General features: G+C 66.8%; 22 protein-coding genes. 3 read left to right on the forward strand and 19 right to left on the reverse strand.

Going from position 1 to position 25758, the window contains the following annotated elements; all coding sequences use genetic code 11:
* Nucleotides 1-63 precede the first annotated feature (63 nt).
* Nucleotides 64-378: a hypothetical protein gene (locus tag F817_RS0103055; RefSeq protein ID WP_024326268.1), complete on the reverse strand. Its 315-nt coding sequence runs from the start codon at nt 376-378 to the stop codon at nt 64-66.
* Nucleotides 379-817: 439 nt separating this feature from the next.
* Between F817_RS0103055 and treY the strand changes: the two genes are divergently transcribed.
* Genes treY through F817_RS0103070 form a run of 3 tightly spaced genes read left to right on the forward strand, consistent with a single transcriptional unit; the run spans nt 818 to nt 7150 of the window.
* Nucleotides 818-3541, forward strand: coding sequence for a malto-oligosyltrehalose synthase (gene treY / locus F817_RS0103060; RefSeq protein ID WP_024326269.1), 2724 nt, complete (start codon nt 818-820; stop codon nt 3539-3541).
* Complete coding sequence (gene treZ / locus F817_RS0103065; protein WP_024326270.1) at nt 3538-5322, forward strand: malto-oligosyltrehalose trehalohydrolase; 1785 nt, start codon at nt 3538-3540, stop codon at nt 5320-5322. The genes treY and treZ overlap by 4 nt, the downstream gene beginning before the upstream one ends.
* Nucleotides 5323-5326: 4 nt before the next feature.
* Nucleotides 5327-7150 carry a glycoside hydrolase family 15 protein gene (locus F817_RS0103070; RefSeq protein ID WP_024326271.1) on the forward strand — a complete coding sequence of 608 codons (1824 nt, stop codon included), beginning with the start codon at nt 5327-5329 and terminating at the stop codon, nt 7148-7150.
* 67 nt (nt 7151-7217) lie between these two features.
* Here the strand turns inward: F817_RS0103070 and F817_RS0103075 are convergent, their stop codons facing one another.
* The 18 genes from F817_RS0103075 to F817_RS0103160 form a co-directional block, all read right to left on the reverse strand.
* The gene (locus tag F817_RS0103075; protein WP_024326272.1) at nt 7218-7784 is read right to left on the reverse strand and encodes an SgcJ/EcaC family oxidoreductase; all 567 of its coding nucleotides are present in this window, start codon (nt 7782-7784) and stop codon (nt 7218-7220) included.
* Nucleotides 7785-7875: 91 nt separating this feature from the next.
* Nucleotides 7876-8853, reverse strand: coding sequence for a LysR family transcriptional regulator (locus F817_RS0103080; protein ID WP_024326273.1), 978 nt, complete (start codon nt 8851-8853; stop codon nt 7876-7878).
* Nucleotides 8854-9135: 282 nt separating this feature from the next.
* Entirely contained in the window at nt 9136-11457 is a 2322-nt protein-coding gene (locus F817_RS0103085; protein WP_024326274.1) for a nitric oxide reductase activation protein NorD, read from the reverse strand.
* A 19-nt stretch (nt 11458-11476) separates the two neighbouring features.
* Nucleotides 11477-12280: a CbbQ/NirQ/NorQ/GpvN family protein gene (locus F817_RS0103090; RefSeq protein WP_024326275.1), complete on the reverse strand. Its 804-nt coding sequence runs from the start codon at nt 12278-12280 to the stop codon at nt 11477-11479.
* 59 nt (nt 12281-12339) lie between these two features.
* Nucleotides 12340-12732 carry a hypothetical protein gene (locus tag F817_RS0103095; protein ID WP_024326276.1) on the reverse strand — a complete coding sequence of 131 codons (393 nt, stop codon included), beginning with the start codon at nt 12730-12732 and terminating at the stop codon, nt 12340-12342.
* The gene (gene parA, locus F817_RS0103100) at nt 12729-13364 is read right to left on the reverse strand and encodes a ParA family partition ATPase (RefSeq protein ID WP_024326277.1); all 636 of its coding nucleotides are present in this window, start codon (nt 13362-13364) and stop codon (nt 12729-12731) included. Before parA ends, F817_RS0103095 begins: the two co-directional genes overlap by 4 nt.
* Before the next feature lie 60 nt (nt 13365-13424).
* Entirely contained in the window at nt 13425-13706 is a 282-nt protein-coding gene (locus F817_RS0103105) for a 4a-hydroxytetrahydrobiopterin dehydratase (RefSeq protein ID WP_017940799.1), read from the reverse strand.
* 35 nt (nt 13707-13741) lie between these two features.
* Nucleotides 13742-14164 (reverse strand): bacterioferritin, encoded by a 423-nt coding sequence (locus tag F817_RS0103110; protein WP_024326278.1) that lies wholly within the window; start codon nt 14162-14164, stop codon nt 13742-13744.
* Nucleotides 14165-14174: 10 nt separating this feature from the next.
* The gene (locus F817_RS0103115) at nt 14175-14489 is read right to left on the reverse strand and encodes a BMC domain-containing protein (RefSeq protein WP_024326279.1); all 315 of its coding nucleotides are present in this window, start codon (nt 14487-14489) and stop codon (nt 14175-14177) included.
* Between the two features lie 67 nt (nt 14490-14556).
* Nucleotides 14557-14850, reverse strand: a complete 294-nt coding sequence (locus tag F817_RS0103120) for a BMC domain-containing protein (RefSeq protein WP_012982276.1) — start codon at nt 14848-14850, stop codon at nt 14557-14559.
* Nucleotides 14851-14881: 31 nt separating this feature from the next.
* On the reverse strand, nt 14882-15181 hold the full coding sequence (locus tag F817_RS0103125) for a BMC domain-containing protein (protein WP_012982275.1): 300 nt from the start codon (nt 15179-15181) through the stop codon (nt 14882-14884).
* Between the two features lie 41 nt (nt 15182-15222).
* Nucleotides 15223-15555 (reverse strand): carboxysome peptide B, encoded by a 333-nt coding sequence (locus tag F817_RS0103130; RefSeq protein ID WP_017940627.1) that lies wholly within the window; start codon nt 15553-15555, stop codon nt 15223-15225.
* A gap of 4 nt (nt 15556-15559) precedes the next feature.
* Entirely contained in the window at nt 15560-15811 is a 252-nt protein-coding gene (locus F817_RS0103135) for a carboxysome peptide A (protein ID WP_017940626.1), read from the reverse strand.
* 17 nt (nt 15812-15828) lie between these two features.
* Entirely contained in the window at nt 15829-17382 is a 1554-nt protein-coding gene (locus F817_RS0103140; RefSeq protein ID WP_042799064.1) for a carboxysome shell carbonic anhydrase, read from the reverse strand.
* 24 nt (nt 17383-17406) lie between these two features.
* Nucleotides 17407-20349, reverse strand: coding sequence for a CsoS2 family carboxysome shell protein (locus tag F817_RS0103145; RefSeq protein ID WP_024326281.1), 2943 nt, complete (start codon nt 20347-20349; stop codon nt 17407-17409).
* A 160-nt stretch (nt 20350-20509) separates the two neighbouring features.
* A complete protein-coding gene (locus F817_RS0103150) occupies nt 20510-20842 on the reverse strand; it encodes a ribulose bisphosphate carboxylase small subunit (RefSeq protein WP_012982270.1) in 333 nt (110 codons plus the stop codon).
* A 68-nt stretch (nt 20843-20910) separates the two neighbouring features.
* Complete coding sequence (locus F817_RS0103155; RefSeq protein WP_024326282.1) at nt 20911-22332, reverse strand: form I ribulose bisphosphate carboxylase large subunit; 1422 nt, start codon at nt 22330-22332, stop codon at nt 20911-20913.
* Between the two features lie 327 nt (nt 22333-22659).
* The gene (locus tag F817_RS0103160) at nt 22660-25758 is read right to left on the reverse strand and encodes an efflux RND transporter permease subunit (RefSeq protein WP_024326283.1); all 3099 of its coding nucleotides are present in this window, start codon (nt 25756-25758) and stop codon (nt 22660-22662) included.

Raw genomic sequence — 25758 nt, forward strand, 5'->3', positions numbered from 1 at the left:
CGACACGCCACGATCCGTTCACGGGCAATACCCGTTTCATCTGGCGCCCTGCGCGGCTGGAGACTACGGGCCCCGCGGCCGGGTCTTCTCCACGAATTCCGTGGTAAACCCTTCCAGCTCTGCATCTTCGATCAGCCCGTCACGACGCATACACCTGAACTGATCCAGGGCTTTCGAGCGGGCATGGCCATCGAAGATGAACGCAAGCCGCTCGTTCGCTTCGTTCAACTGCTGATAGAGATCCAGAAAGCGTTCGTGATTCGACCGGTCTTCCTGTTCCATTGTCGCCCGGCAATCGGCCAGCGCTCGCTCGCAGTAACGATCCAGCGCGGTCTCCTTCAGCCGGCTGAACCGTTTCCAGTCCGATTCCTTGATCATTTCAGCAGCCTCCTAAAATTCGACACACAACGTGGTCAAGCGGGTATGGGCTCAACAGGCCGAAAATGATGCAGCGAAAGCGATTGTCCAGCCAACCTTGCCGACGCTCGCAGGTCGCCGTCAGTCGTCCGGTGACCGGGTCGCGGCCCCGGCCGCGTGCGCATTCCCGGAAACCCGCCCAATGGAAAACCACGAGACCAGACAAGCGGGCAGGGCCCGCGCTCGACTCACACGGGAGCTCCGTCGAATGGGTGGGCATGCCGGAAGCTTACCCATTACCCCGCGAGGCTCCTGCCTCCTGGTCATGCAGTCCGCCCCGACGGCGGTGCCCCGGTTCTGGTCACGCGCCGGCGATGCGCATTCCCTTCGTTCGGGATGTGGTCCATATTCGGGTTAGGGGCCGGATTGTCCGGCCGGGCTGCCTTCGGGGCGGAGGGCGATGCAGGGATCCATCGGCAGTACAGGAAGCGCGGGTTCCGCGGACGGCCGCGACGGGCAACCGGCCCAACCCGAGCGAATCGCGACGTGTCGCCTGCAACTGCACGCGGGGTTCACACTGGACGACGCGGCCGCGATTGTTCCCTATCTCGCGCGGCTGGGCGTTTCGCATGTCTATCTTTCGCCAATCCTGCAGGCGGTGCGCGGCAGCAGCCACGGCTATGACGTGGTCGACCCCTCGCGCGTCAACGACGAACTCGGCGGCGAGCCGGCACGCCAGCGGCTGTGCGCGGCACTGGACGCCGCCGGGATGGGGCTGGTACTGGACATCGTGCCCAATCACATGGCGGTGGCCGGGGACCAGAACCCGTGGTGGTGGGATGTTCTGGAAAACGGCCCCGCCAGCCCGTTTGCGACGTATTTCGACGTGGACTGGGAGTCCTCGGAGGAGCGCTGGCCGAACAAGGTCCTGCTCCCGGTGCTGGGCGATCATTACGGCCGCGTCCTCGAGGCGGGCGAGATCCGCCTGCAATATGGCGCCGGGCTGTTCGACCTCGCCTATTACGAACACCGCTTCCCGCTGGACCCCTCTTCGCTCAACGAGCTGCTCGACCATGCCTGTCGCGCCACCGGTATCGAGCTGCTGGGCTTTCTCGCGGAATCCTGTGCCCGCCTGCCACAGCCGCATCTGATCGCATACCATTCGGTGGCACGGCGCCACCGCGACCAGGGCGTGATCCGCCAGCTTCTGGACGACACGACCCGCCAGGACCCGGCGGCCGCCGAGGCAATCGCGGCCGAGGTCGAGCGGATCAACGCCGACCCCGACGCCCTGGACGCGCTGATCGACAAGCAGAACTACCGGCTGGCCTGGTGGCGCACCGCCGGCCGCGACCTTGGCTACCGGCGGTTTTTCGACATCAACGACCTGGCCGGGCTGCGGCAGGAGAAGGAGGAGGTCTTCCAGTCCGTGCATGCGTTGCCGGTCCGCTGGGTGGCGGAAGGCTCGGTGCACGGCCTGCGGGTCGACCACCCGGACGGCCTGCGCGACCCCCGGCAGTACTTCAGCCAGTTGCACCACGCCTGTCCGGACACCTGGATCGTCGCCGAGAAGATCCTGGAGCCCGGCGAGCAGCTGCCGGACGACTGGCCGATCGCCGGTACGACCGGTTACGATTTCCTCAACCGCGTGCAGGGGCTGTTCGCGGACCCGGCCGGCGAGGCCCCGCTGACACGGCTGTTCGAGGAGCTCACCGGCGAGGAGGCCGACTACCCGGGACTGGTCTACGAATCCAAGCGACAGGTACTCAAGGACCTGCTCGGCAGCGAACTCAACCGCCTGAGCTCGCTGTTCGTGGATATCTGCGAACGCCACCGCCGCCACCGCGACTACACCCGCCATGAGCTGTACCTCGCCCTGCTGGAGGCGGCGGCCTGCTTCCCGGTCTACCGCACCTACGTACGCCCGCGCGAAGACGGCGTGACGGCGGCCGACGTCGGCTGCGTGGAGACCGCGATCCAGCAGGCCGCCGAGCGCAGCCCGGAGCTGGACAGCGAGCTGCTGCAGTTCCTGCGCAACCTGCTCCTGCTGCGCATCCCCGGCGAGCGCGAGACCGAGTTCGCCCTGCGCTTCCAGCAGCTGACAGGCCCGGCGATGGCCAAGGGCGTGGAGGATACCGCGCTGTACCGCTTCCACCGCCTGACGGCACTCAACGAGGTGGGTGGCGACCCGGGAAGCTTCGGGTTGTCGGTGGACGAATTCCACGAGGCCAGCGCCCGGGCCCGGGCCCGCCACCCGGCGGCGATGCTGGCCACCTCGACCCATGACACCAAGCGCAGCGAGGACGTACGCGCCCGCCTGCTGCTGCTCTCCGAGATGCCCGAGGCCTGGGCCAGGAGCGCGCGTCGCTGGATGCGTCACAACGCTCGCCACCGCAGTGGCGGGTGGCCGGACCCGGCCACCGAGTACCTGTACTACCAGACGCTGGTCGGCGCCTGGCCGATCGACGCCGAGCGCATGACGGCCTACATGGAAAAGGCCGCACGCGAGGCCAAGCAGCACACCAGCTGGACCCACCCGCAGGAGGAGTACGAGCAGGCCCTGCGCGATTTCGTGGCCGGCACCCTGGACGACCCGGGGTTTCGCGAATCGCTGGAGTCGTTCCTGCAGCCGCTGGTCGGCCCCGGCCGCACCAACAGCCTGGCACAGACCCTGATCAAGCTCACCGCCCCGGGCATCCCGGACATCTACCAGGGCAGCGAGCTGTGGGACCTGAGCCTGGTCGATCCGGACAACCGCCGCCCGGTGGACTTCGACACGCGGACCCGCCTACTGGAGGAACTCGCGCACCTCTCGCCAGCGCAGATCAACGCCCGCGCCGACGAGGGCCTGCCCAAGCAGTGGGTAGTGCACCAGGCCCTGGCCCTGCGCCGCCGCCACCCGGAGTGGTTCCGCCCGGACGCGGCCTGTACCCCGCTGCGCGCCAGCGGCGAACGCGCCGGGCACGCGGTCGCCTACCTGCGCGGCGAAGGAGCACTGGTGCTGGTGCCGCGCCTGATACTCGGGCTGGCGGGTGACTGGCGCGGTACCCGGCTTGCGGTACCACCCGGCACCTGGCACAACCGCCTGTCCGGCGCGACGCTCCGAGGCGGTGACTACCCGGTCGCGGAGATCCTCGATGCGTTTCCGGTGGCCCTGCTCGAACGCGAGGAGGCCACGTCATGACCACCGTTAGCGTGTGGGCCCCCGAGGCGGATCAGGTCGAACTGGAGTGCGGTGGCGGCCACATGCCGATGGAGAGCCAGGAGGATGGCTGGTGGTCACTGGACACGGAGCAGCTGATTCACGGCAGCGACTATGCCTTCCGCGTCGACGGCCACGGCCCGTTCCCCGACCCGCGCTCCGCCTGGCAGCCGCAGGGCGTGCACGGCCCGTCGCGCTGGCTGGAGCATTCCCGCTTCGTCTGGAACGACGCCAGCTGGCAAGCGCCGCCGCTGGCCGCGGCGGTGATCCAGGAGATCCACGTCGGCACTTTTACCCCGGCAGGCAGCTTCGACGGCGTGATCGACCGCCTCGACCACCTGGCCGAACTCGGCGTCACCCATCTGGAGCTGATGCCGGTGGCGGAATTCCCCGGCGCGCGCGGCTGGGGCTACGACGGAGTCGACCTGTATGCGCCGCACCATGCCTACGGAGGCCCCGAAGGCCTGAAACGCCTGGTCGATGCCTGCCACCGCCGGGGCATCGCGGTATTGCTGGACGTGGTCTACAACCACCTCGGACCGGACGGCAACTACCTGGCGCAGTTCGGCCCCTACTTCACCGACCACTACCAAACCCCCTGGGGCGACGCGGTGAACCTCGACGGCCCGGACAGTTACCCCGTGCGCCGCTTCTTCGTCGACAACGCCCTGATGTGGCTGCGCGACTACCACATCGACGGCCTGCGCCTCGACGCGGTACACGCGATCGTCGACACCTCGGCCACCCACTTCCTCGAGCAGCTCGCCACCGAGGTGCAGCGCCTCGGGCGCGCGCTCGGGCGGCACCTCGTGGTGATCGCGGAGAACGACCGCAACGACCCGCGCGTGGCACGGCCGGTCGAGGCCGGCGGCTACGGGCTGGACGCGCAGTGGAACGAGGACTTCCATCACGCACTGCATGCCCTGCTGACCGGGGAAGCCGACGGGTACTACGCGGACTTCGGTCGCCTGGCGGATGTCGCCCGGGCGCTGACACGCGGCCTCGTCTATGACGGGCGCTACTCCCGTTACCGCCGGCGTACCCACGGGCGACCGGCCTCCGACCTGCCCGGCCGGCGTTTCATCGGCTGCCTGCAAAACCACGACCAGGTTGGCAATCGGGCCCTGGGGGACCGAATCAGTGAAGGCGTCTCGCCGGGACTACTGAAGGTCGGCGCAGCCCTGGTGATGACCAGTCCCTTCGTGCCCATGCTGTTCCAGGGGGAGGAATGGGCGGCCGCGACGCCGTTTTTGTATTTCACCGATCACACGGACGGCGACCTGGGGCGCGCGGTGACCGAAGGCCGCCAGCGCGAGTTCGCGGCCTTCCGCCGGGACACCGATCCCGGCAACGTCCCGGACCCGCAATCCATCGAGACCTTCGAACAATCCCGCCTGGACTGGGACGAGCTCGAACGCGAGCCGCATGCCGACATCTTGCAGTGGTACCGGGCCCTGATCGCCCTGAGGCATGCCCACCCGGCGTTCGGCGACGACCGTCTGGAGGCGATCGAGGCGCATTTCGACGAGGCGGCACGCTGCTTGATCGTGCACCGGCCGGGACTGCGGGTGGCGTGCAACCTGCACCCTGCCCCACAACGGCTGGCGTGCCCGGGCGCGGCGGCCGGTCGCCTCCTGCTCCAGTCCGATGCAGGTATCGTGGTGGGTCCGGACACCCTGGAGATGCCCGGCGAGTCCGTCGTGATCCTGGACGCGCCCGCCCTCTCCTGCCTGCCCGGCCAACCGTCCATGTCGAGGGAGTGATCCAGTGACCGTATCCGACCGCCCCGTACACCGCATCGAGGGCTACCTGCCGATCGAGGAGCACGGCCTGATCGGGAACTGCACAACCGCCGCCCTGGTCGGTCGCGACGGGGCCATCCCCTGGATGTGCGTTCCCCGCTTCGACTCCGAGCCCTTGTTCTGCGCCCTGCTGGATCACCAGCGCGGCGGGGCCTTCACCGTGGCCCCGGAACCCCTGGTCGCCTCACACCAGCGCTACATCCCGGACACCGCCGTGCTGATTACCGAGATGACCGGCCCGGAAGGACGGGTCCGCATCACCGACTGCCTGCCGCTGCGTGCAGGAGCGGACCTCTCCGAGGACGCACCCGCCGGACGCAACGAATTGCTGCGCCGGATCGAGGTGCTGGAGGGCCGGGTCCACCTGCGGGTGCGCATCGCGCCCCGGGGTGGGGCGAAGGTGTATCCGCACGGGGCGGGGCTGGGGCTGGCGCTCCACCGCCAGCCGGAACTGGAGCTGGCCCTCGGCTCGTCCCTGCCACTGGAGGACGCGGACAGCCTGCACGAGCTGGAGGCCGGGGAGCAGCATCACCTGGTCCTCGGCTGGGGTCCGCATACGCACCGGTTCCAGGCCCGCACCCCGCAGGAACTGCTCGAGGCCACCCTCCTGGTCTGGCGAAGGTGGATGCGGCATTTCGATTATGCCGGACCGCAGGAAGAGCTCGTCCGCCGCTCCGCGGTCACCCTCAAGCTGATGGACTACACCGCGACCGGGGCGATGATCGCGGCGCCGACATCCTCCCTGCCGGAGGCGATCGGCGGCCCGCGCAACTGGGACTACCGCTACGCGTGGATCCGCGATGCGGCGTTCTCGGTGTATGCGATGAGCGATATCGGCATGACCCACGAGGCCGCCGGATTCATCGGCTGGGCCCTGGACGCCGTCGATCGCGCGGGCTGGCCCCGGGTGCTGTACGACGTGGACGGCCACCTCCCGCAACGGGAGCGCAGCGATCCGGACCTAGAGGGCTATCGCGGCTCGGGGCCCGTGCGCTGGGGGAATGGCGCGGTCGAGCAGCGCCAGCATGACGTGTTCGGGGAGATCCTCGACTGCGCCTGGCGCTGGGTACGCTGGGGCGGCACGCTGGACGATCACCTGTGGCAGCGCCTGCGGCGCCTGGTCGAGTCCGCCAAGACCGAATGGAAAAACCCCGACCACGGGATCTGGGAAGTGCGCACGGCCGGACGACCGTTTACCTACTCCGCCGCCCTGTGCGCGGTGGCGCTGGAGCGCGGAGCCGCGCTGGCCGAGCACAATGGCATGGGCGGGGACAGCGCCCTCTGGCGCGCCGAGGCGCGGCAGATCCACGAGGCGATCCTGGAACAGGCCTGGGACCCCGAGCTCCAGAGCCTGACCGAACATCTGGGCGGCGGCGGCATCGACGCAAGCCTGCTGGCACTACCCGGACGCGGCGTCATTCCCGCGGATCACCCGAAGATGGTCGCCACGACCGAGGCGGTCGTGCGGCGCCTGGGCGCGGGGAACGGCCTGCTCTACCGCTATCTGCCGCAGGAATCCCCGGATGGACTGCCCGGACACGAGGGTGCGTTTGTGCTGTGCAGCTTCTGGCTGGTGGACAACCTGCTGGGGCAGGGCCGCCTGGACGAGGCCCAAGCCCTGTATGACTCCCTGTGCGCACGGACCAACCACCTCGGCCTGCTGCCGGAACAGATCGATCCGGCCAGCGGGACATTCCTCGGCAACTTCCCGCAGGCGTTCAGCCACGTCGGCCTGATCTCCACGGGCATCAAGCTGGCGCGGGCACTGGAGCGAGACGCGGAGAGCTGAGCGCCGTCTCCCCGTACCGGAGCGACCCCCGGTCCGAACGACGTCCGGGCCGGGGGAGAGAGCCCGTTCAGTCGGTCGGCATCATCGACGAGTGGTGATGCACGATCTTCCACTCCCCGTCGCGGTTTTCGTACACGAAGGTGTAACGCGCGGGGACATCCTTGGTCTCGCCGCCGTCGGTGACACGAAAGGTGTAGGTGCCGGCGTCGGTGAGCTTGTTGCAGCCGAGCTTCACGTTGCGGGTGTTGATCGTCCCAAAGGGCTTCTTCTCGAGGAAGTGCTCGAAGTAGTCCTGGATCTCGGCGTGCGTGGTGCGCGGGACGTTGGAGACAGTCGGCAGCAGCACCGCGTCCTCGGCATAGCGCTCGGCGACCTTGCGCGCGTCACCCGTCTGCAGGGCGGCGTTCCAGCCCTCGAACAGCTCCTCGGCCAGGCGGCGGGTCGCCGGGGCGCAAACCACGCAGCTCTCGTTCGGCGGGGTATCGATCGCGCCAAATGCGGGATCGCCCCCGGTCCCGGTGACCGGGTGGTGCTGGTCGCGATGCGAGGCACTCAGGCTCAGACGCGCCCGCGGCGCCTGATCGGCGTTGATGAACTGGGTGCCGCTGATGCGCGGCCGGCTGCTCGTGGTCACTGCCTGATCTCCGAGTTCGGCCGTTAGCGGCCGGGTAATCCGTGAATTGTAAGGTACGCTCCCGGGCCTGTCATGCTCGCGACGGCGCCCGTCAAGTGGCCTGCGCCTTGAAGGCAGCGAGCAGGTCCTCGACCTGCCCGCGCACTCGCGCCTCGTCCTGAATGGCAAAGTCGAGGAAGGTCTGGGCGACGACCGACAGCACCTTCTGCTTGGGATGGACGATGTGCCACTGGCGGTGGATCGGGAAGTGCTCCACATCCAGCAGCGCCACCGGGCCACCCGCGCCTTCGGCGCTGAGGGTGTGCAACGACAGCACCGCGATCCCCAGACCACCGATGACCGCCTGCTTGATCGCCTCGTTGGAGCCCAGCTCCATGCGCACGGTGGGGTTGATACCGTGTTCCTGGAACAGTTTAAGAGTCGCCTCGCGAATGCCGGACCCCGGCTCGCGCATCAGGAAGGTCTCCCGCTCCAGGTGCTCGATCGGGATGTTGCGCTGCCCGGCAAGTGGGTGATCGCGACTGGCCATCACCACCAGCGGGTTCGGCGCGAACGGGTACACGGCGATATCGGTCAGCCGTTCGGGTACGTGCCCGATGATGTACAGATCGTCATCGTTGTTGGCCAGGCGCTGCAGCACACGGTCGAAGTTGCTGACCTCCAGCGACAACTCGATATCCGGATAGCGCTTGGCGAACTGTCCCAGGATGGTCGGCGCGAAATACTGCGCGGTGGTGATGACCGCCAGGCGCAGGCGTCCGCGCTTCAGCCCGTGCATCTCCGCGAGCTTCATTTCCAGGTTGGTCAGGGCCCCCAGCATCTCGCGACAGGTGTCGTACAGCAGCAGGCCGACCTCGGTGGGGAAGGCCTTGCGCCCGACGTACTCGAACAGCGGCAGGCCAAGCGCGCCGGAGAGCTTCTTGATCTGGATGGAAACGGTGGGCTGGGTCAGGTACAGCTCTTCCGCGGCGCGGGTGAAGCTGCCCAGGCGCACGATCGCCTCGAACACCTGCAACTGGCGGAGGGTCGCATGCCGGATCAGATGCGCCGGCAGCTCGGATTTCAGCATTACCTGTGGAAGGCTGGACTCCTTCGCCGGTGTCGAGCTGCTCCCCTTTTTGGCCATGCTAGTCCCGTGACCCCTCGAGTTCGACGCATCCAGAGTTGCCACGATGCGCCATGAGGGTGTGGCGGCGCTTCATGGGCGCTTCCTCCGGACGAGCCACCCACCGGCCATCAGCGGCGTTGCACGTGCCTGCAAGGAGACCCACCCTTCCCGCACAAGCGCGCCTTGCATCTGATTGGGCAGCGACTCGCTGGTCGTGTCGGACTCGAGGGGTCACGGTACGCCCTACCGGGTGAGGCCTGCGTACAGCATGGGCAGCTTTTCCGGTAGCCGCTCGATATGGTCCAGCACCATGAAGTGCTGTGCGCCGAAGATGCGCTCCACGTACTCGTCCGCCTTCGGATCCAGGCTGATGCAGAAGCTGTAGACGCCGTTCTTGCCGACCTCTTCCACCGCACGCTTGGCATCCTGGCGCAGGTATTGCGGGTCGCGCACATCGGTGTCCGCCGGCTCGCCATCGGTCACAATCAGCAGCAGCTTCTTCTGCGTGCCCTGCTGATGCAGCAGGTGGCCGGCATGCCGGATGGCCGCGCCCATGCGGGTGGAGAGCTGCCCCTTCATCCCGGCCAGGCGGGCGCGGGCATGATCGTCATAGGGGGCATCGAAATCCTTGAAGCGGTAGTACTCGACGTCGTGGCGCCCGTCGGACGCAAAGCCATGAATGGCGAAGGGATCACCGATCTTCGAGATCGCCCCGCCCAGCAGCGCGGTGGCCTCGCGGGCCAGCTGCACCACGGTCGTCTCGCCATCGGCCAGGGTCTCGTTGGTCGACTCCGACAGGTCCAACAGCACCAGCACCGAGAGATCCCGCACCTGGCGGATATTGCGCACGTAGATGCGCTCGTCCGGCTGGCGCCGCATGCGCAGGTCAATCTGCGCCTCGACCAGGGCGTTCACGTCCAATTCGTCGCCCTCGGCCTGCTTGCGCAGGCGCTGCACGCCCTGCGGCTGCATCGCCTCGATCAGAAACTTCAGACGCGAGATCAGCGGCTTGTGCTTTTCGTTGATCGCGTCGATCTCTTCCACGTCGCCCTTCTTCGGGCGCCGCTCGAGCAGGGTCACCCAGTGCGGGCGCTCCAGCTGCATCTGGTAGTCCCACTCGTGGTAGTGGTACGGCAGCGAGAGCGGCTCCTTGCCCTCCTGCTGGTTGATGCTTTCCTCTTCGCCATCCCGGAACCATTCGGTCGCCAGCACCATGATCATCTGGGCGTCATCCCCGGCAAACGGGACATCCAGGGTGTTGATCATCTCCATGGGACTGACGTAGACGCGCTCCTGATTCGTACCGCTGGCCATCAGCGTCTCGAAATCGTCTTCCTCGCGGCCAAACGCCCAGATGTAGCGGTTGTCGTCACGGTAGAGCACATCCGGCGCGACCTGACGCGGGTTCATGTACCCCTTTTCCGGGAACTCGGGCGCCAGGGCCTCCGCCAGCTCGCGCGCCAGCCCCGGGGCCTCCAGATCGTCCGCCCGTTCGGCAAGGGCCGCCCGGGCCTTGCCCACGAACGCATGGTCATCGCGGTAGTCGGGATCCAGCAGGGCCCGCGCGGTGCGGGCCAGCAGGGCCTGCGGCGCGTCGCCGTCGTCCGGGGTCGCGGTATGCAGGGGTGTCCAGAGGTTGCGCAAACCCGGGAAACCCCGGCTGGCCAGGGCCTCCACGCGGGCATCCTCGAACAACTCGGTCAGCACGCCGGTCACGCCGCGCGGCGCCTCCTCCGGCTGCATTTCGCGCGTGTAGACCACATGGGCCGCCGCATGGGCCGCCGCCGCACGGTAGAGATCCAGCCCGGTAAGGCCTTCCCAGTCATCGAAGGCATCCGGCAGGAAGATCGTGAAGCCCTCGATGTAGGGCTTGTAGCCTTCGCGCGACTCGAAATCGCCACTGGTCGGCCGCATGAAGAAGTCGCGCGCCCACAACGAACGCAGGTACAGGTTGATGCGGCGCTGGACGTCCACGAACAGCGTGCCACGGCGTTCCTTCTGGAAGACCGAGCGCGACTCGGGCGATTCCAGCCCGAAATACGCAATCTGCGCCTCAAGGTCGGTGCGATGGGCCTGTGCCCCCCAGCTTGCCCAGCGGCGCAGGCCGCCAAGGGTCAGGTGGGTCAGGAGCTCGTCCAGGTGTTCCAGCATCGGGCGAACGCCACGCGGCGCCTGCCCCAGCAGGTTGTCGACCAGGCGCAGATACCCGGAGAAAAGGCCCTGGTCTCCCAGGCGGCGGGCGGCGACCGGGCTGGTCGAGATCAGCAGCGTGATCACCGCGGCACTGGTCTTCGAGTACATCTTGATCGCCGAGCTCACCAGCTCGCCGACCGCGTCCTCGCCCAGTTCCTGCGCCACGTCCGGCGTCTCCTGGACGAAGGCGATGACCATCTCGGAGCCGCGACCGAGGGAATGCAGGCTGCGCGCGCCCTCCAGGTAGTAGCGCTTCAACCCCCCTGCACTGAACGCGCGCGAGGCCTCCTGCCACGACGCCTCGAGGACCTCGGCGGCCTGGTCCCCGAGGTCTTCGAGGAGGTCCTGATAGTCCTCCAGATGGATGCTCATCGTGATCCGGCGCAGGCGCCTAGAAGAACGTCGTCACGGCGGCGTCAAGGGCGTCGCGCATGTCGGGGTCGTCCGTGATCGGACGGACCAGCGTCATGCGGCAGGCGGCCAGCGGTGCAACCCCCTTCGCAATCAGGGAGGCGGCATACACCAGCATACGGGTCGAGATACCCTCGTCGAGTCCATGCCCCTTCAGGTTGCGTGCGCGTTCCGCCACGCTGACCAGTTTCCCGGCCATCTCCTCGTTCACGCCACCCTCATGGGCGACGATTCGCGCCTCGGTCTCGTGTCCGGGATAGTTGAAGTCCAGTGCGCCGAAGCGCTGCTTGGTGGACTCCTTGAGATCTTTCATCAGGCTCTGGTAGCCGGGGTTGTAGGAGATCACCACCTGGAAGTCGGGGTGCGCCTCGACCATCTCGCCCTTTTTCTCCAGCGGCAGCACGCGACGGTTGTCCGTCAGCGGGTGGATCACCACCGTGGTGTCCTGGCGCGCCTCGACAATTTCGTCGAGATAGCAGATGGCCCCGTGACGGGCGGCCTGGGTCAGCGGACCGTCCTGCCAGCGGGTCCCGTCGGCATCCAGCAGATAACGACCGACCAGATCCGAGGCCGTCATGTCTTCGTTGCAGGCCACGGTGATCAGGGGCTTGCCCAGCTTCCACGCCATGTGCTCGACAAAGCGCGTCTTGCCACACCCGGTCGGGCCCTTGAGCATCATCGGCATGCGCACCGAATAGGCCGCCTCGTACAGCTCCACCTCGTCGGCGGTCGGCTGGTAGTACGGTTCTGCGGTGATCAGGTGATCGCGTAACTCGTCCTGCATCTGTTCGACTCCTCAATCAGAAAGGCCGGGGCAAACCCCGGCCGCCGGCACCGCCGCCCTCAGTCGGGCCAGATCCGCTCGGGATGCAGCTCGTTCCCGGTATTGTCCGCCTTGGACGACTTCTTCGCCGCCGGCTTCTTCGCGGCCGGGCTCTTCTTGGCCTGGGAGGAGGCCGCCGTGCCCGCCGTCTTCCGGGCCGTCGCCGGCTTCTTGCGCGCAGTCGTACGCTTGCGCGCAGGCGCCTTGCGAGTCGTCGTCGCCGCCTTCTTGGTGGCGGCCGTCTTGGTGCTGGCCGCGGCCCGCGGCTGGCTGCTCGCTGGCTCCTGGCTCGTGTCCTTCTGGGCCTCGGCCTGCGCGTCGGCCTTGGCTGGGGTTTCCTGGCTCTTGTCCTTGTCCTGGTCCTCGCGCGCACTGCGCACGCCGGCTGCCAGCTTGTCTTGCAGATTGCTCATTGCGACACCTCCTCGATGATGGCTTCGATCTCCGCCGCCGCGGCCTCGCCGGGCTTGCCAAGATCAAAGACGGAACAGCCCTCGAGTGCCGAGCGCCGGTAGATGGCCCGCCGGCGCAGCGTCTGCTCCAGGGCGGGGATGTCGATCTCCATCAGTGCGTGCTTCATCGCGCGCGACAGGGCACTGCGGACCTCGAGCTGATTGACAACGATAAACGGCCGCAGGCCGGGGTTCCTGAGCCGCGCCTCTTCCAGGCCGCGCCCCATCCGGACACTGCCCCACAGATCAACGGGGGACGGCAGGACCGGGATGAGAACCTCGTCGGAGGCCCCCAGCGCACCATTGACCGCGCCGCCTTCCAGGGTTGGCGGACAGTCGACCACGATGTACTCGTAATCCTTGCGCAGCGCCTGGAGCTCGCGATCAAGCGGACCGGCCACCGCGAACACCGAAGCCGGGAACGGACGTTCGTCGGAGGCCATACGGGCCCATTGCCCCGCCGAGCCCTGCGGATCCGCATCCACCACGAGGGTTCGTCCGCGCCGCGCGAGCCCGGCGGCCAGGTTCATGGTCAGGGTGGTCTTGCCCGTCCCACCCTTTTGATTGACTACCGCGATTACCCTCGAACCCACGCAACAGCCTCCTGCGGAAGGGGGCCGGGATGACCCCGGCCCGTCAAGTATGCCTCCGGCTCAGCCGGTGGTGGCATCGGCCAGGCGGTCGACCTCCAGGGCAAAGGCCTTGTCGCCCTCCCCGAGCTGCTCGCCGTCACGGGCGTCGATCGTGATGTTCACGTATGTCGTCCCGAAGCTGATGTTCGGGTGATACCCGTCCTGCTCCGACAGCTCGGCCACGCGGTCGAGAAACTCCCGCGTGATCCCGTAGCGGTCGAACGTGAACTGCTTGCTCATGGACGCCGAGGACCCCTTCCCGGGTTCCCAGCCGGCCGGCACCACCAGATCGGTATCCGCCATTGCCTACTCCGCTCGTATTGCCGCGTCCGCGTTCGTCACGCGGGATTGCCCTGGGCATCGATCTCGCGCACGTGTTCCAGCTCGTCCTCGAGAATGCTCTCGAACAGCGCTGCGTCGTCCACCGCACCCACACGCCGGCAGTAGACGGCCGCCTCGTCATACAGGCGAACCGCCTCCATTTCCAGCTCGCGGTTGCGCGCCAGGAGCTCGGCCATGGAGCGCCCGAGCCGGACCGGCGCCAGCTGGCTGCCGTTCGGGGCCACCCCATAGTGGAACATGCGGGTCATGAACCGGTCCGCATGGTCCAGTTCTTCCTGGGCGTCGCGACGCAGGCATTCGCTTACGTCATTCATGCCCCACATCGCGGTCAACCGCGCCTGGGCCAGGTACTGCTGAACCGCCGAGAGCTCGTGCGCGACCGCGCGGTTCAGGTATCCCACGATCCGTGGATCGGACATGGATGTCGCCTCAGCTGGCCGAACCGTTGGCGCTCGGGGCCGTCGGCAGGATGCCTTCCACTTCGGAATGCACGCGCGCAATGATGTGCGCAGCCACCAGGCCGTCACCGACACGCTCGCAGGAATCCGCACCGGCACGCACGGCGGCGTTCACGGCGCCGGTTTCGCCACGGACCAGCACGGTCACGTAGCCGCCACCCACGAACTGACGACCGATCAGGCGCACTTCGGAGGCCTTGGTCATCGCATCCGCGGCTTCAATCGCCGGCACCAGACCGCGGGTCTCGATCATGCCGAGGGCCACACCAGAAATTTCGCTAGCCATCATCTACCTCTTCTTGAAAAAAGCCGCCGGGGCCCGCTGGGACCCGACGGCGTTCGACTACCGCGAGTTACGGCTTTTCCGGGAGGATGTTTTCCACCTCGGAATGGACGCGAGCAATGATGTGCGCGGCCACCAGGCCGTCACCCACCCGTTCGCAGGAATCCGCACCGGCACGCACGGCGGCGTTCACGGCACCGGTTTCGCCACGGACCAGCACGGTCACGTAACCGCCACCCACGAACTGACGACCAATCAGGCGCACCTCGGAGGCCTTGGTCATCGCGTCGGCGGCTTCGATCGCCGGCACCAGACCGCGGGTCTCGATCATGCCGAGGGCCACACCAAAGTTTTCGCTAGCCATTACTCAACTCCTATCAAGCGTTACAGATGAATTACTTTTCAACCTGCTCGGGCAGGATGCTTTCCACTTCGGAATGCACGCGGGCGATGATGTGCGCGGCCACCAGGCCGTCACCCACGCGCTCGCAGGAATCCGCACCGGCACGCACGGCGGCGTTCACGGCGCCGGTTTCGCCACGGACCAGCACGGTCACGTAACCGCCACCGACGAACTGACGACCGATCAGGCGCACTTCGGAGGCCTTGGTCATCGCATCGGCCGCTTCAATCGCCGGAACCAGACCACGGGTCTCGATCATGCCCAGCGCCACACCAAAACGTTCAGTTGCCATTGTCTTCTCTCCTGGATTTACAGTTTTTCAAAAAATGACGCTCACGCCGCCTTGCGGGAACCAGCAGAGCGCTGTGCATCGGTCTGGTCTCGTCCTGCTTCGTCCTTCGACCCTTCCGTCTTCTTTCCACCATCGTCCCAGTGGTCGATGATGCCGCCGATCGTGAGATCGGTCTGAATGCTGTTGTCGTCGAGCGCGTAGCGTGCCGCCGAACCACTGATCGTGAACACCCAGTTACCCGGATGGGCCCCGACCGTATCGACCGCGACGTTCAGCGCCCCCTTCTGGTCCACCAGCACGCGCAGCGACATGGTCTTCAGCCCGTCGACGCGACGGGTCACCACCAGTTCGTCCTGCACCTGCATGATTTCCATGGAGCTACTGCTCCTCCCAGTAATCGATGATCCCCACGATCGTCGCGTCACTGGGGTAGGACTTGTCACCGGCCGCTTCGCGCGCCGCCGAACTGCCCACCACGATCACCCAGTCCCCGGGTACGCAGCCAACCGCGTCCACCGCGACCGTCCGCGGGCCACCGGCCTTCTCCTGGACCACCAACAACGGCCGGTGGCCCAGATCGCGGATGCGGTTGGTCGAAACCAGCGTCTTCTCAACCTTGCAGATCTTCATTCCCGTTCCCGTGTGCGTCAGGCGGCCAGCGGTTCCAGACGGCTTCCGCTACGCTTGTCGCGGATCACCATGTGGCAACCGATCAGGCCCTTCTCTGCCAGGTCGCGATAGCGATCCATGATCTGGTCGCGGATGCGGCGGCAACGCGCCTCCACCCGTTCCCGCGATCCCGGCACCTTGCGGTCATAGCGGTAATGGATCACCACCGGCACCGGCAGGCCGCGCTCGACATTCAACTTCCGAAAAATCTTGTTGACCCCGACGTCCGTGCCTTCGGAGCCCTCTTCCATCGTCTCCAGGTGAGCGAAGTACCCGAAATTGCGTACCTGCATCTCCTCGATCTCCTGACCGACGATGATCACGCGTTCCCGGTGGCCGACATCGACGTAATGCCCACCGTGGTAGCGCGCGACATAATCCAGCTGCGAAATATTGTTCAGCAGCAGCCGCGAGATCAGTCGCAGCATCCCTTCGTGCGGCGCTCCGTTGCCGCGCCCCCAGCCCTGCTGGTGGATGGCGTCCTGGATCGCCTGGTATACCCGCAGTGACGCGGCCTGTTCGTCCAGGCCCTGCGTCGCGCGATACAGCTCCGCGCTGTCGACGAAGCGGTACAGGCTCATCCGCGTATCGGCGTCCGGAATGTGGATCTTCACCGCATCCGTGTCCGTATCCACGCCGATCAGCAGGGTGTCGACCGAGGCCCCACAGCAGTAGGTGTTCTCGATCGCCTGGCGGAACGCGCGCAACTGGTGCAAGGCCCCGTCCGCCGCGTCGCGTTCGCTGTTGCCGTGTGCCGCGCAACCCTGGTGCAGCGGGTCGGCGCCACTGTAGTGGTACGCCGCGATCTTCAGATAGCGGCTCGGGACATCGGCCGTCGTCGGCCGCCCCTCGCGGAATCGCAACAACTCCCGCTTGGTCCAGTGGCGCACGTCCTCCTCGATGTCGAACTGCGCGCCCGCGTAGCTCTTCACCCGCACCGCCAGATCCGGCAGCCGCAGGATGAAGCGCCGCAGCCCCAGCAGCCGCCCGTCCGAGCACGGCGAGATGTCCACCTCGTGAAAGTCGCAGTCGAGGAAATACGCGATCGCGCTTTCCGCTTCCGCCACCAGGTCATCACGCCCGGCCCAGTACTCGTTGACCACCTGATCGAACAGCTCGAACGTCCCGTGCAGGTACAGCTCGCGCGTGTCCAGATCATTGATCCAGGCGTCCTCCAGGGCCTTCTCCGGAAGCCGGTACCCCAGTTGTTCCTGGACAATCGCCTGCGCCCGTTCCTCGAAGTCGCGTTCGTGCTGTAGCGCGTGCACTTCCTTCAACACCGGCACCAGCTGCGCGAAACGCTCCCGGAACCCTCGTTCGAAGGCATGCAGGCGTTCGTTCATCGCGACATCGGCCAGCGGATGCCCGGGTTGCAGCTCCCGCGTCAGCTCCGAATCCGAAGCGCCACGCTTGGCCGGCGGGACAGCGGACACGGGCGCCGACGGCGCCGGGCTCGCCGCGCGCGCAGCCACAGCCCGGGACTTCGCGAAACGCGAGCCCAGGGGACTGTTCTTGCGGCGACCTCGCACCATGGCGTCCAGTGTCCTCTCCCGGCCTTAGCCGCGCGCCCCGCCGGACAGCGTCACCAGAGAACCGGCGTCGCTGTTCCCGGAGGAACCGGTGATTCGGCTCGGGGGCACATCCTTGCGCTCCAGTTCCCGGTTCACATAGGCGCTACGGCCTTCACCCCGGGGATTCCCCTTCTGCGTAGCGTTGCGCCGGGTGGACATCCCTTCGGTACCAGTCACCCGGTCCCCGCGTCCCCAGTCATCGCCGGTAATGGAAATACCATTGCTGCTGCCATTCACCGTCACGCGGTCCGCGCCGACCTTCTGGCTTTCGTCGACCGGCGCGGCAGCCACCTGCTGCTGTCCGCCGTTGTAGCGGAACTCCTCGGTACCGGAGACCAGGCCCATCGCTTTGTTGATCGAACCCGTCAGTCGCCCACTCGTGCCATAGGCCGTCCCGGTGACGCGTTCGCGGCGTTCAGCCGCCGACCGGGCCGGCGTCGCCACGCTGAAGCCCGCGTTCGGCATCGGACGCTCCTGCGCCTGCGGGGCCACCTGAGCCGGGGCGGCCTGCATCCCTTCCGGCCGCAGACGCGGATGAAGGTTACTGGCGGCACTGGCGCAGGACTGGGCGAACTCGTTCGCGCCGACATACGGGGCACCGGAGACGTCCTGGCACGCACCGCGCTCGGTACCGGTCACACGCTCGTCGTAGCCCGGCTGGCTCCCGGAGATCGCATGGCCCGGGGTCGAATGGCGCTCGGCCACGCGGGTCTCCGCCACCCGGGAATCCTGTGTTTCGCAGAACTGATCGTACTGATCCGGGCCGATGTAGGCGGTGCCGCTAACCGGTTTGCAGGCGCCGTACTCGTCACCCGTCACCCGGGTCGAACGGCCGACTGCCGTACCTGAGACGGACTGGTGGTTCCAGGTGCGGCCCACGGTGACCTTCTCGGGCGCCGCTTCCGGGCGCTGGCCACCGCAGAACGCGTCGTAGTGCTCGGAACCGGCGTATTCGGTCCCGGTAATCGGTTTGCAGCCGCCGTACTCGTCGCCGGTGACGTGGATGGAATGATCCACTTGGGTCCCCGAAACTTCCCGGCCACGCAGGGTGTGCATCACCCCGACCTTGGGCACCCCGCCGGCGGCGGGCTGCTCACACAGATCGCCGAAATCCGACTTGTTGTAATACGGGGTCCCGGTCAGCGACTTGCAGGAGCCGCTCTCGTTGCCGGTCACCTTCGAGCTGCGGCCCACGGCCACGCCGGTAACGGTCTGGTCTTCCATCGTATGGGATTCCTGCACCTTGGCCGGCGTCGGCTCCGGGCGCGTACCGCAAAAGCCCTGGAACTGTTCCGTGCCGAGATATTCGGTCCCGGTGACCGGCTTGCAGCTGCCGTATTCGTCACCGGTGACATGGACGGAGCGCCCGACTTCGGTACCGGTCAGTTCACGACCGCGAAGCGTGTGCATCACGCCGACCTTCATCGGCGCTCCGTTGGACTTTCCCGAGTTGCAGGGCACCTCACTGGCGGCCGTGTTCAGGTACTCGGTACCCGTCACGTCACGGCAGGAGCCCGATTCGTCGCCGGTCACCTTCGGGCTGCGCCCGACCGAGGTGCCCGAGACGCCTTCGCCCTGCCGCGTCATCATTACGCTGGTGCGCGCCGGGCCCGCCTGCGGACGGGTGCCGCAGAAGCCTTCGTACTGTTCGGTACTCAGGTATTCCGTGCCGGTAATCGTCTCGCAGGATCCCCGCTCGTCACCGGTCACGCGCGACGAACGTCCAACTTCGGTTCCGCTGACGGACTGGCCGTGCGCCGTGTGCGAGGCACCCACCTTGGGCGGATTGCCCGAGGGGCGAACGCCGCAGTACCGATCGTAATGCTCGGCGCCCAGATATTCGGTTCCGGTTATGGACGAGCAGCTGCCCGCCTCCGTGCCGGTCACGCTGGAGGTGCGCTCCACCTGCGTGCCACTGACGTGGCTGCCGGCCAGCGTGGTGCCTTCCTCGACCTTGGGCGGGGCATCGCCCTCGGCCGGACGCGGACGACCGCAGGGACGGCCCGGTTCGGAGGAGCCGCGGCCCAGCTTGCAGAGTTCTTCGCGCCGCTGGCGGGCCACTTCGCGCGTGGACATGCCCTTGCGCTTGGCGGCCTTCCAGGCGCCTTCTTGCGGCAGCGTGCCGCGGGCCTGCCCGCTCTTGAAGCGGCGGCGCAGGGCCTGCTTGCCGTTCTGGGCCATCGCATCGCGGCGGGCCATGCAGATCGCCCGAACCTCGGAGATCATCGGATGCGGACCGGCGGCCTCGCCCCCGGACTCGACCTTGTCACACAGCTGGTCCAGGCCGCTCTCGACCACCGGATCCCCCTGGGTCGGGGGGGTATCGAAGGTCTCGTTACGCCCGGACTTGTCGCCCTTGCAGCCACAGCCGCAGTCCTTCTTCGCTTCCTCGCGGCCGGCCGCGACCGGCTCGGTCCCCTTGAGGCGATCTTCGCGCCGGGGCTCGGGCGCCATGGCCTTCTTACCGTCCGTGGACAGGGCTTGACGCCGCAGGCGGCAGATCTCGCGACCGCTCATGTTCGAGCAGTCGACCTCGACGTTCTGCGACTGGGCCAGCGCCTCGAGCTGGCGCGAGCGATCGGCACCCGCGCGGGCCATGCCGCCGGAAACCTGCGCCCGCGTATTGCTACGGCCCACGGCTTTCTTGCCCTGGCGCGCCATCTTCTGGCGACGCTCGAGGGCCGCCTGGCGGCCGTTGGAGGCCCCCGCGTGCGCGCCCGGTTGCGGACGCCGCTCGGGGGTGGTATCGCGGGTCTCAACCGAGACCGGCGACGTCGATTCACTGGAGTGCGTCTCCGGCTCCCGCGCCTGGGGTGCCGGGGCGGGTTCCGCTTTCGCCTGGCGCGCCTGTTGCGCGGCCGCGGCGGAACGGCTGTTCCCCTTGTTTTGGCCGGTCGACTTCACGGCAGCCTTGCCATTGCGAGACATGGCCTTGCGCCGTTCCAGGGCACGTTCACGCCCCGAGAGACCTTCAGACGCAGATGTCGGATTACTCATGGCACTTCCTTACAGTTGGCGGCAGCAACGGTAAATAACGCTGTACTGAACTGCCGGGCCCCCAATCGGGCCCGGCAGGCACCGGGGTCTGTTAGCGACCGCGGTCGACCACGAAGGCCATGCCCTGGCTCTGGGCGTAGTTATCGTAGGCAATGAAGCGCACCATCATGCCCGGATTGGCACGGCGGCATTCTTCGATTTCCTGAAGGACGGCTTCCACGGACTGCTCGCCGAAGAACGGCAGCTTCCACATGTACCAGTAGTGGGCCATGGCGTTTTCCTTCTCGCTGTACTCGATGGCCGGGTTCCAGCCCTGGGCGAGGCAGTATTCGATCTGCTTGCGCACCTGGTCGGCGTTCATCTCCGGCAGGTAGGAGAAGGTCTCGTACTTCTGCGACTGCTTGAAGTTCTGGATATCAGACATGTCGGTAATCCTGTGCTCTTGTTCTGTCAGGGTGCGGGCGACCGTTCAGGCCGCCCGCACTCGGGCGATCACTTGTGCTGGGTGTCCAGCTTGTCGACGGTATCGAACTCGAACTTGATCTCCTTCCAGGTCTCCATCGCCACCTTCAGCTCGGGGCTGTGCTGGGCGGCCTGGGTAAGGATCTCCTTGCCTTCCTTCTCGAGATCGCGGCCTTCGTTACGCGCCTGCACACAGGCTTCCAGCGCGACTCGGTTGGCCGCCGCGCCCGGGGCGTTGCCCCACGGGTGGCCCAGCGTACCGCCACCGAACTGCAGCACGGAGTCGTCGCCGAAGATGGTGACCAGGGCCGGCATGTGCCAGACGTGGATACCACCGGAGGCCACGGCGAACACACCCGGCATGGAGCCCCAGTCCTGATCGAAGAAGATGCCGCGCGAGCGATCTTCCGGCACGAACGATTCGCGCAGCAGGTCGATCCAGCCCATGGTCGCGGCGCGGTCGCCTTCCAGCTTGCCGACCACGGTACCGGTGTGCAGGTGGTCACCACCGGACAGACGCAGAATCTTGGCCAGCACGCGGAAGTGGATACCGTGCTTGGGATGGCGGTCGAGCACCGCGTGCATGGCGCGGTGGATGTGCAGCAGCACGCCGTTGTCGCGGCACCAGTTGGCCAGGCCCGTGTTGGCGCAGAAGCCGCCGGTGATGTAGTCGTGCATGATGATCGGCGCGCCAATTTCCTTGGCGAACTCGGCACGCTTGTACATCTCTTCCGGGGTCGGCGCGGTGACGTTCAGGTAGTGACCCTTGCGCTCGCCGGTTTCGGCTTCGGCCTTTTCGGTCGCTTCCTGCACGAACTCGAAGCGGTCACGCCAGCGCATGAACGGCTGCGAGTTGATGTTCTCGTCGTCCTTGGTGAAGTCGAGGCCACCACGCAGGCACTCGTACACGGCACGGCCGTAGTTCTTCGCGGACAGGCCCAGCTTCGGCTTGATGGTGCAACCCAGCATCGGGCGGCCGTACTTGTTCAGCTTGTCGCGCTCGACCTGGATACCGGAGGGCGGACCACCGCAGGTCTTCACGTAGGCGATCGGGAAGCGCACGTCTTCCAGACGCAGGGCGCGGATGGCCTTGAAGCCGAACACGTTGCCGACCAGCGAGGTGAACACGTTCACCATCGAGCCTTCTTCGAACAGGTCGATCGGGTAGGCGATGAACGCGTAGAAGGACTCGTCGTCACCCGGGACGTCCTCGATCATGTACGCCCGACCCTTGTAGTAATCCATGTCGGTCAGGAGGTCGGTCCACACCGTGGTCCAGGTACCGGTGGACGACTCGGCCGCCACAGCGGCTGCCGCTTCTTCGCGGTCGATGCCCGGCTGCGGGGTGATCTTGAAACATGCCAGCAGATCGGTATCCAGCGGCATGTATTCCGGCATCCAGTATGTTTCGCGGTAATCCTTGACACCCGCGGAGTACTTCTTGGCGGCCATGTGGCTTTCTCCTACGCGTTGGTTAATCGTGACGGTCGCCTAGATTAGGGAGGGTAATCACTAATAACAAATAAATAATCTAGATACGACCAATAGACTATCGTTTATATAAAAGCCGGGCAGCGGGAGGGCCGCTGACCAGCAGGGGTTCGGGTTCGCAAGGGCGCGGCCAGGCTCGGCTTCGTCGGTCGCGCCGGAATGCGGACGTCGATTGTAGTCCAAGACCGTAGTCGTTGCATGCCTTTGGCGCGATGGACTGCACAACGCCCCAGCACGGCGCATTCGTCAATGGCTCGCGCCTGCCGGCTCCGGCCTGGCGCCCGGTTGTCAGGACGCCGGGGCGATCGCTGGCTCTCCGCTGCCCGACGCGCGATGGTCGCGCGCGAGGTAGAGGTAGATGGCCGGCACGACGAACAGCGTGAAGAGCGTGCCGATGGCCATGCCACTGGCGATCACGAGACCCATGGCGAAACGCGAGCCGGCGCCGGCCCCGGCAGCCAGCAACAGGGGCACCATCGCCACCACGGTCGCGGTGGTGGTCATCAGGATCGGGCGCAGACGCAACGATGCCGCCTCCTCGATGGCCTCGCGCAACGTGCGTCCCTGGCGCTGGAGCTGGTTGGCGAACTCCACGATCAGGATGCCGTGCTTGGCGATCAGGCCAATCAGGGTCAGCAGGCCCACCTGCGTATAGATGTTCAGCGAGGTCACGCCGAGGCTGATGAAGATCAGCGCGCCGGCGATGGACATCGGCACCGTGGTGAGGATGATCAGCGGGTCGCGGAAGGACTCGAACTGGGCGGCCAGCACCAGGAAGATCACCAGGAGCGCGAAGAAGAAGGTGACCACCAGCTCGCCCCCTTCGGCCTTCAGCTGGCGCGACTGCCCGGCGTAATCGACATTGACGTCCGGCGGCAGGACCTCCGCGGCGATCTCGTCGATGATGTCCAGCGCCTCGCCGAGGGTCACGCCCGGGCGCGGCACGCCGGACAGGGTCACGGCGTTGAGCTGCTGGAACCGCTTCAGCGACCGCGGCGTGACGGTCTCCTCCAGCGTCACGATGCTGGACAGGGGGATCGGCTCGCCGTCGCGGGTGCGGGTGAACAGCTCTTCCAGCTGCTCCGGATTCAGGCGCTCGCTGCGCTGGACCTGTGGGATCACGCGGTAACTGCGGTTCTCCATCGCGAACCGGCCGGCGAAGCCGCCGGAGAGCATGGTGGCGAGATCCGCATTGAGCGTGGCCATGTCGATGCCGAGCTGCGCGGCCCGCTCGCGGTCGATCTTCAGGTCCACCTGGGGCTGGTCGAAGTCGAGGTCGGTGTCCATGAAGATGAAGCGCCCGGTCGCCATCGCGCGCTCCTGGATCTCGCTGGCGAACTGCTCGAGCTCCTCGAACGAGCCGGTGGAACCCAGCACCACGCTGACCGGCGCACCGTCCCCCGGGGTGGGCAACTGCGGTGGCTGAATGGCGAACACCTCCAGCGCCGGGATGCGGTCCAGACGCGGCTGCAGGTCCTGCTCGAGGATGGTCTCGGTGTCGCGGTCGCGCTGGTCCCAGGGCGCCAGGACAAAGCCGCCCAGCGCCTGGTTCCCGGCACCGGCAAGGCCCGGGCCGCCGCCGAAGCCGTTGACGATGAAGATGTTCTCGAGCTCGGGGATCTCGTCGAAGAAGCGGTCCGTCAGCGCGGTGTTGCGCTCCAGCCAGTCCAGTCCCATGTAGGCGTCACCCTCCATGATGGAAAAGGCGAAGCCCTGGTCCTCCGGCGGTTCCAGTTCGCTTTGCGAGGTCACGAACAGGAAGTAGCAGGACACCAGCACGATGGCGCCGAACACGGCGATGGTGAAGCGGTCGTTCAAGGCCCCGTGCAGACGCCGCCGGTAGCGCTGCTGGAGGGAGTCGAAGCGCGCATCCAGCCAGCCTTCGATCCGTCCACGTTTCTCGGTGGCGCCGTCGCGCAGGATCTTCGAACACATCATCGGCGACAGCGTGATCGCGACAATGCCGGAGATCACCACGGTCGCCGCCAGGGTAAAGGCGAACTCGATGAAGAGCGTCCCGGTCAGCCCGCCAATGAAGCCCAGTGGCAGAAACACCGCCACCAGCGTAGTCGACATGGCGACGATCGGCCAGGCCAGCTCGCGCGCCCCCTGGATCGCCGCATCCATGCGCGACATGCCCTCCTCGATATGACGGGAGATGTTCTCCAGCATGATGATGGCGTCATCCACCACGATGCCGATCGCCAGCACCATCGCCAGCAGGGTCAGCAGGTTCAGCGAGAACCCCATCAGCAGCATCAACATGAAGGTGCCCACCAGCGATAACGGCACCGCCACGGCCGGGATGATCACGCTGCGCAGCGAGCCGAGGAACAGGTAGATGACCACCAGCACGATCGCCAGGGCGAGGCCGATGGTCACCAGCACCTCGTCGATCGCACTCTGGATGTAGTCGGTGGAGTCATAGACGATCTCGCCCTCCAACCCCGACGGCAGCCGCGGCAGGATGCGCTCGTCGAATACGTCGCGGACTTCGGCGATCACGTCCAGGGCATTGGCGTCCGGCGCCAGCTCGATGCCGACGAAGGTCGCGGCCTGGCCATTGAACCGCACCGAGGTATCGTAGCTCTCGGAGCCCAGTTCGACCTCGGCCACGTCGCCCAGGCGCACCAGGTCGCCGTCGGTCTCGAACAGGATCAGCTGCTCGAATTCCTCCGGCCGGCTGAGATCGGTGTCGGCGGTAAGGTCCAGCCCGACCATGGAGCCGCGCGTCTGACCCACGGCCGAGAGCACGTTGTTGCGCTCCAGCGCCTCGCGCACGTCGCGCCCGGTGACCCCGAAGGACGCCATGCGGTCGGCATCCAGCCAGGCGCGCATCGCGAAGCTCTGGGCCCCGAGGATCTCGGCGCGCTGCACGCCATTGACGGTGGCCAGCTCGGGCTGCACCTCGCGGATCAGGTAGTCGGTCGTCTGGTTGTTGGACAGGCGTTCGGAATAAAACGACATGTACATCGCCGCCACGTCCTGCCCGACCGAGAGGTCCACGACCGGGTCCTCGGCCTCGGACGGCAGGTCGCTGCGAATCTTGTCGACCTGCGCCGAGATCTGGGTCAGGGCCTCGTTCGGGTCGTAGTCCAGCTCCAGGTGGGCCTCGACGATGCTGATTCCCGCGCGGCTGGTGGAGACGAGGTAATCGATCCCTTCGGCCTCGGCGACCTCGCGCTCCATCGGGGTCGTGATGAAGCCCTGTACCAGATCCGCGTCGGCGCCGATGTACGCAGTGCTGATGGTCACCACCGCATTCTGCACCTCGGGGAACTGGCGCACGTTCAGGTCGAACACCGCGCGCACCCCGAACAGCAGGATGAACAGGCTCACCACCGTGGCGAGCACCGGCTTCTGGATAAAGATGTCGGTGAAGCGCAT

This window comes from Thioalkalivibrio sp. AKL19 (assembly GCF_000420165.1).
Lineage (GTDB): Bacteria > Pseudomonadota > Gammaproteobacteria > Ectothiorhodospirales > Ectothiorhodospiraceae > Thioalkalivibrio.

What these genes read in the sequence shown, in the direction of transcription:
- F817_RS0103055 (WP_024326268.1), bottom strand. Translation starts at nt 378, where the DNA reads ATGATCAAGGAATCGGACTGGAAACGGTTCAGCCGGCTGAAGGAGACC.
- treY (WP_024326269.1), top strand. Translation starts at nt 818, where the DNA reads ATGCAGGGATCCATCGGCAGTACAGGAAGCGCGGGTTCCGCGGACGGC.
- treZ (WP_024326270.1), top strand. Translation starts at nt 3,538, where the DNA reads ATGACCACCGTTAGCGTGTGGGCCCCCGAGGCGGATCAGGTCGAACTG.
- F817_RS0103080 (WP_024326273.1), bottom strand. Translation starts at nt 8,853, where the DNA reads ATGCTGAAATCCGAGCTGCCGGCGCATCTGATCCGGCATGCGACCCTC.
- F817_RS0103085 (WP_024326274.1), bottom strand. Translation starts at nt 11,457, where the DNA reads ATGAGCATCCATCTGGAGGACTATCAGGACCTCCTCGAAGACCTCGGG.
- F817_RS0103090 (WP_024326275.1), bottom strand. Translation starts at nt 12,280, where the DNA reads ATGCAGGACGAGTTACGCGATCACCTGATCACCGCAGAACCGTACTAC.
- F817_RS0103095 (WP_024326276.1), bottom strand. Translation starts at nt 12,732, where the DNA reads ATGAGCAATCTGCAAGACAAGCTGGCAGCCGGCGTGCGCAGTGCGCGC.
- F817_RS0103105 (WP_017940799.1), bottom strand. Translation starts at nt 13,706, where the DNA reads ATGGCGGATACCGATCTGGTGGTGCCGGCCGGCTGGGAACCCGGGAAG.
- F817_RS0103110 (WP_024326278.1), bottom strand. Translation starts at nt 14,164, where the DNA reads ATGTCCGATCCACGGATCGTGGGATACCTGAACCGCGCGGTCGCGCAC.
- F817_RS0103115 (WP_024326279.1), bottom strand. Translation starts at nt 14,489, where the DNA reads ATGGCTAGCGAAATTTCTGGTGTGGCCCTCGGCATGATCGAGACCCGC.
- F817_RS0103120 (WP_012982276.1), bottom strand. Translation starts at nt 14,850, where the DNA reads ATGGCTAGCGAAAACTTTGGTGTGGCCCTCGGCATGATCGAGACCCGC.
- F817_RS0103125 (WP_012982275.1), bottom strand. Translation starts at nt 15,181, where the DNA reads ATGGCAACTGAACGTTTTGGTGTGGCGCTGGGCATGATCGAGACCCGT.
- F817_RS0103130 (WP_017940627.1), bottom strand. Translation starts at nt 15,555, where the DNA reads ATGGAAATCATGCAGGTGCAGGACGAACTGGTGGTGACCCGTCGCGTC.
- F817_RS0103135 (WP_017940626.1), bottom strand. Translation starts at nt 15,811, where the DNA reads ATGAAGATCTGCAAGGTTGAGAAGACGCTGGTTTCGACCAACCGCATC.
- F817_RS0103140 (WP_042799064.1), bottom strand. Translation starts at nt 17,382, where the DNA reads ATGGTGCGAGGTCGCCGCAAGAACAGTCCCCTGGGCTCGCGTTTCGCG.
- F817_RS0103145 (WP_024326281.1), bottom strand. Translation starts at nt 20,349, where the DNA reads ATGTCTCGCAATGGCAAGGCTGCCGTGAAGTCGACCGGCCAAAACAAG.
- F817_RS0103150 (WP_012982270.1), bottom strand. Translation starts at nt 20,842, where the DNA reads ATGTCTGATATCCAGAACTTCAAGCAGTCGCAGAAGTACGAGACCTTC.
- F817_RS0103155 (WP_024326282.1), bottom strand. Translation starts at nt 22,332, where the DNA reads ATGGCCGCCAAGAAGTACTCCGCGGGTGTCAAGGATTACCGCGAAACA.
- F817_RS0103160 (WP_024326283.1), bottom strand. Translation starts at nt 25,758, where the DNA reads ATGCGCTTCACCGACATCTTTATCCAGAAGCCGGTGCTCGCCACGGTG.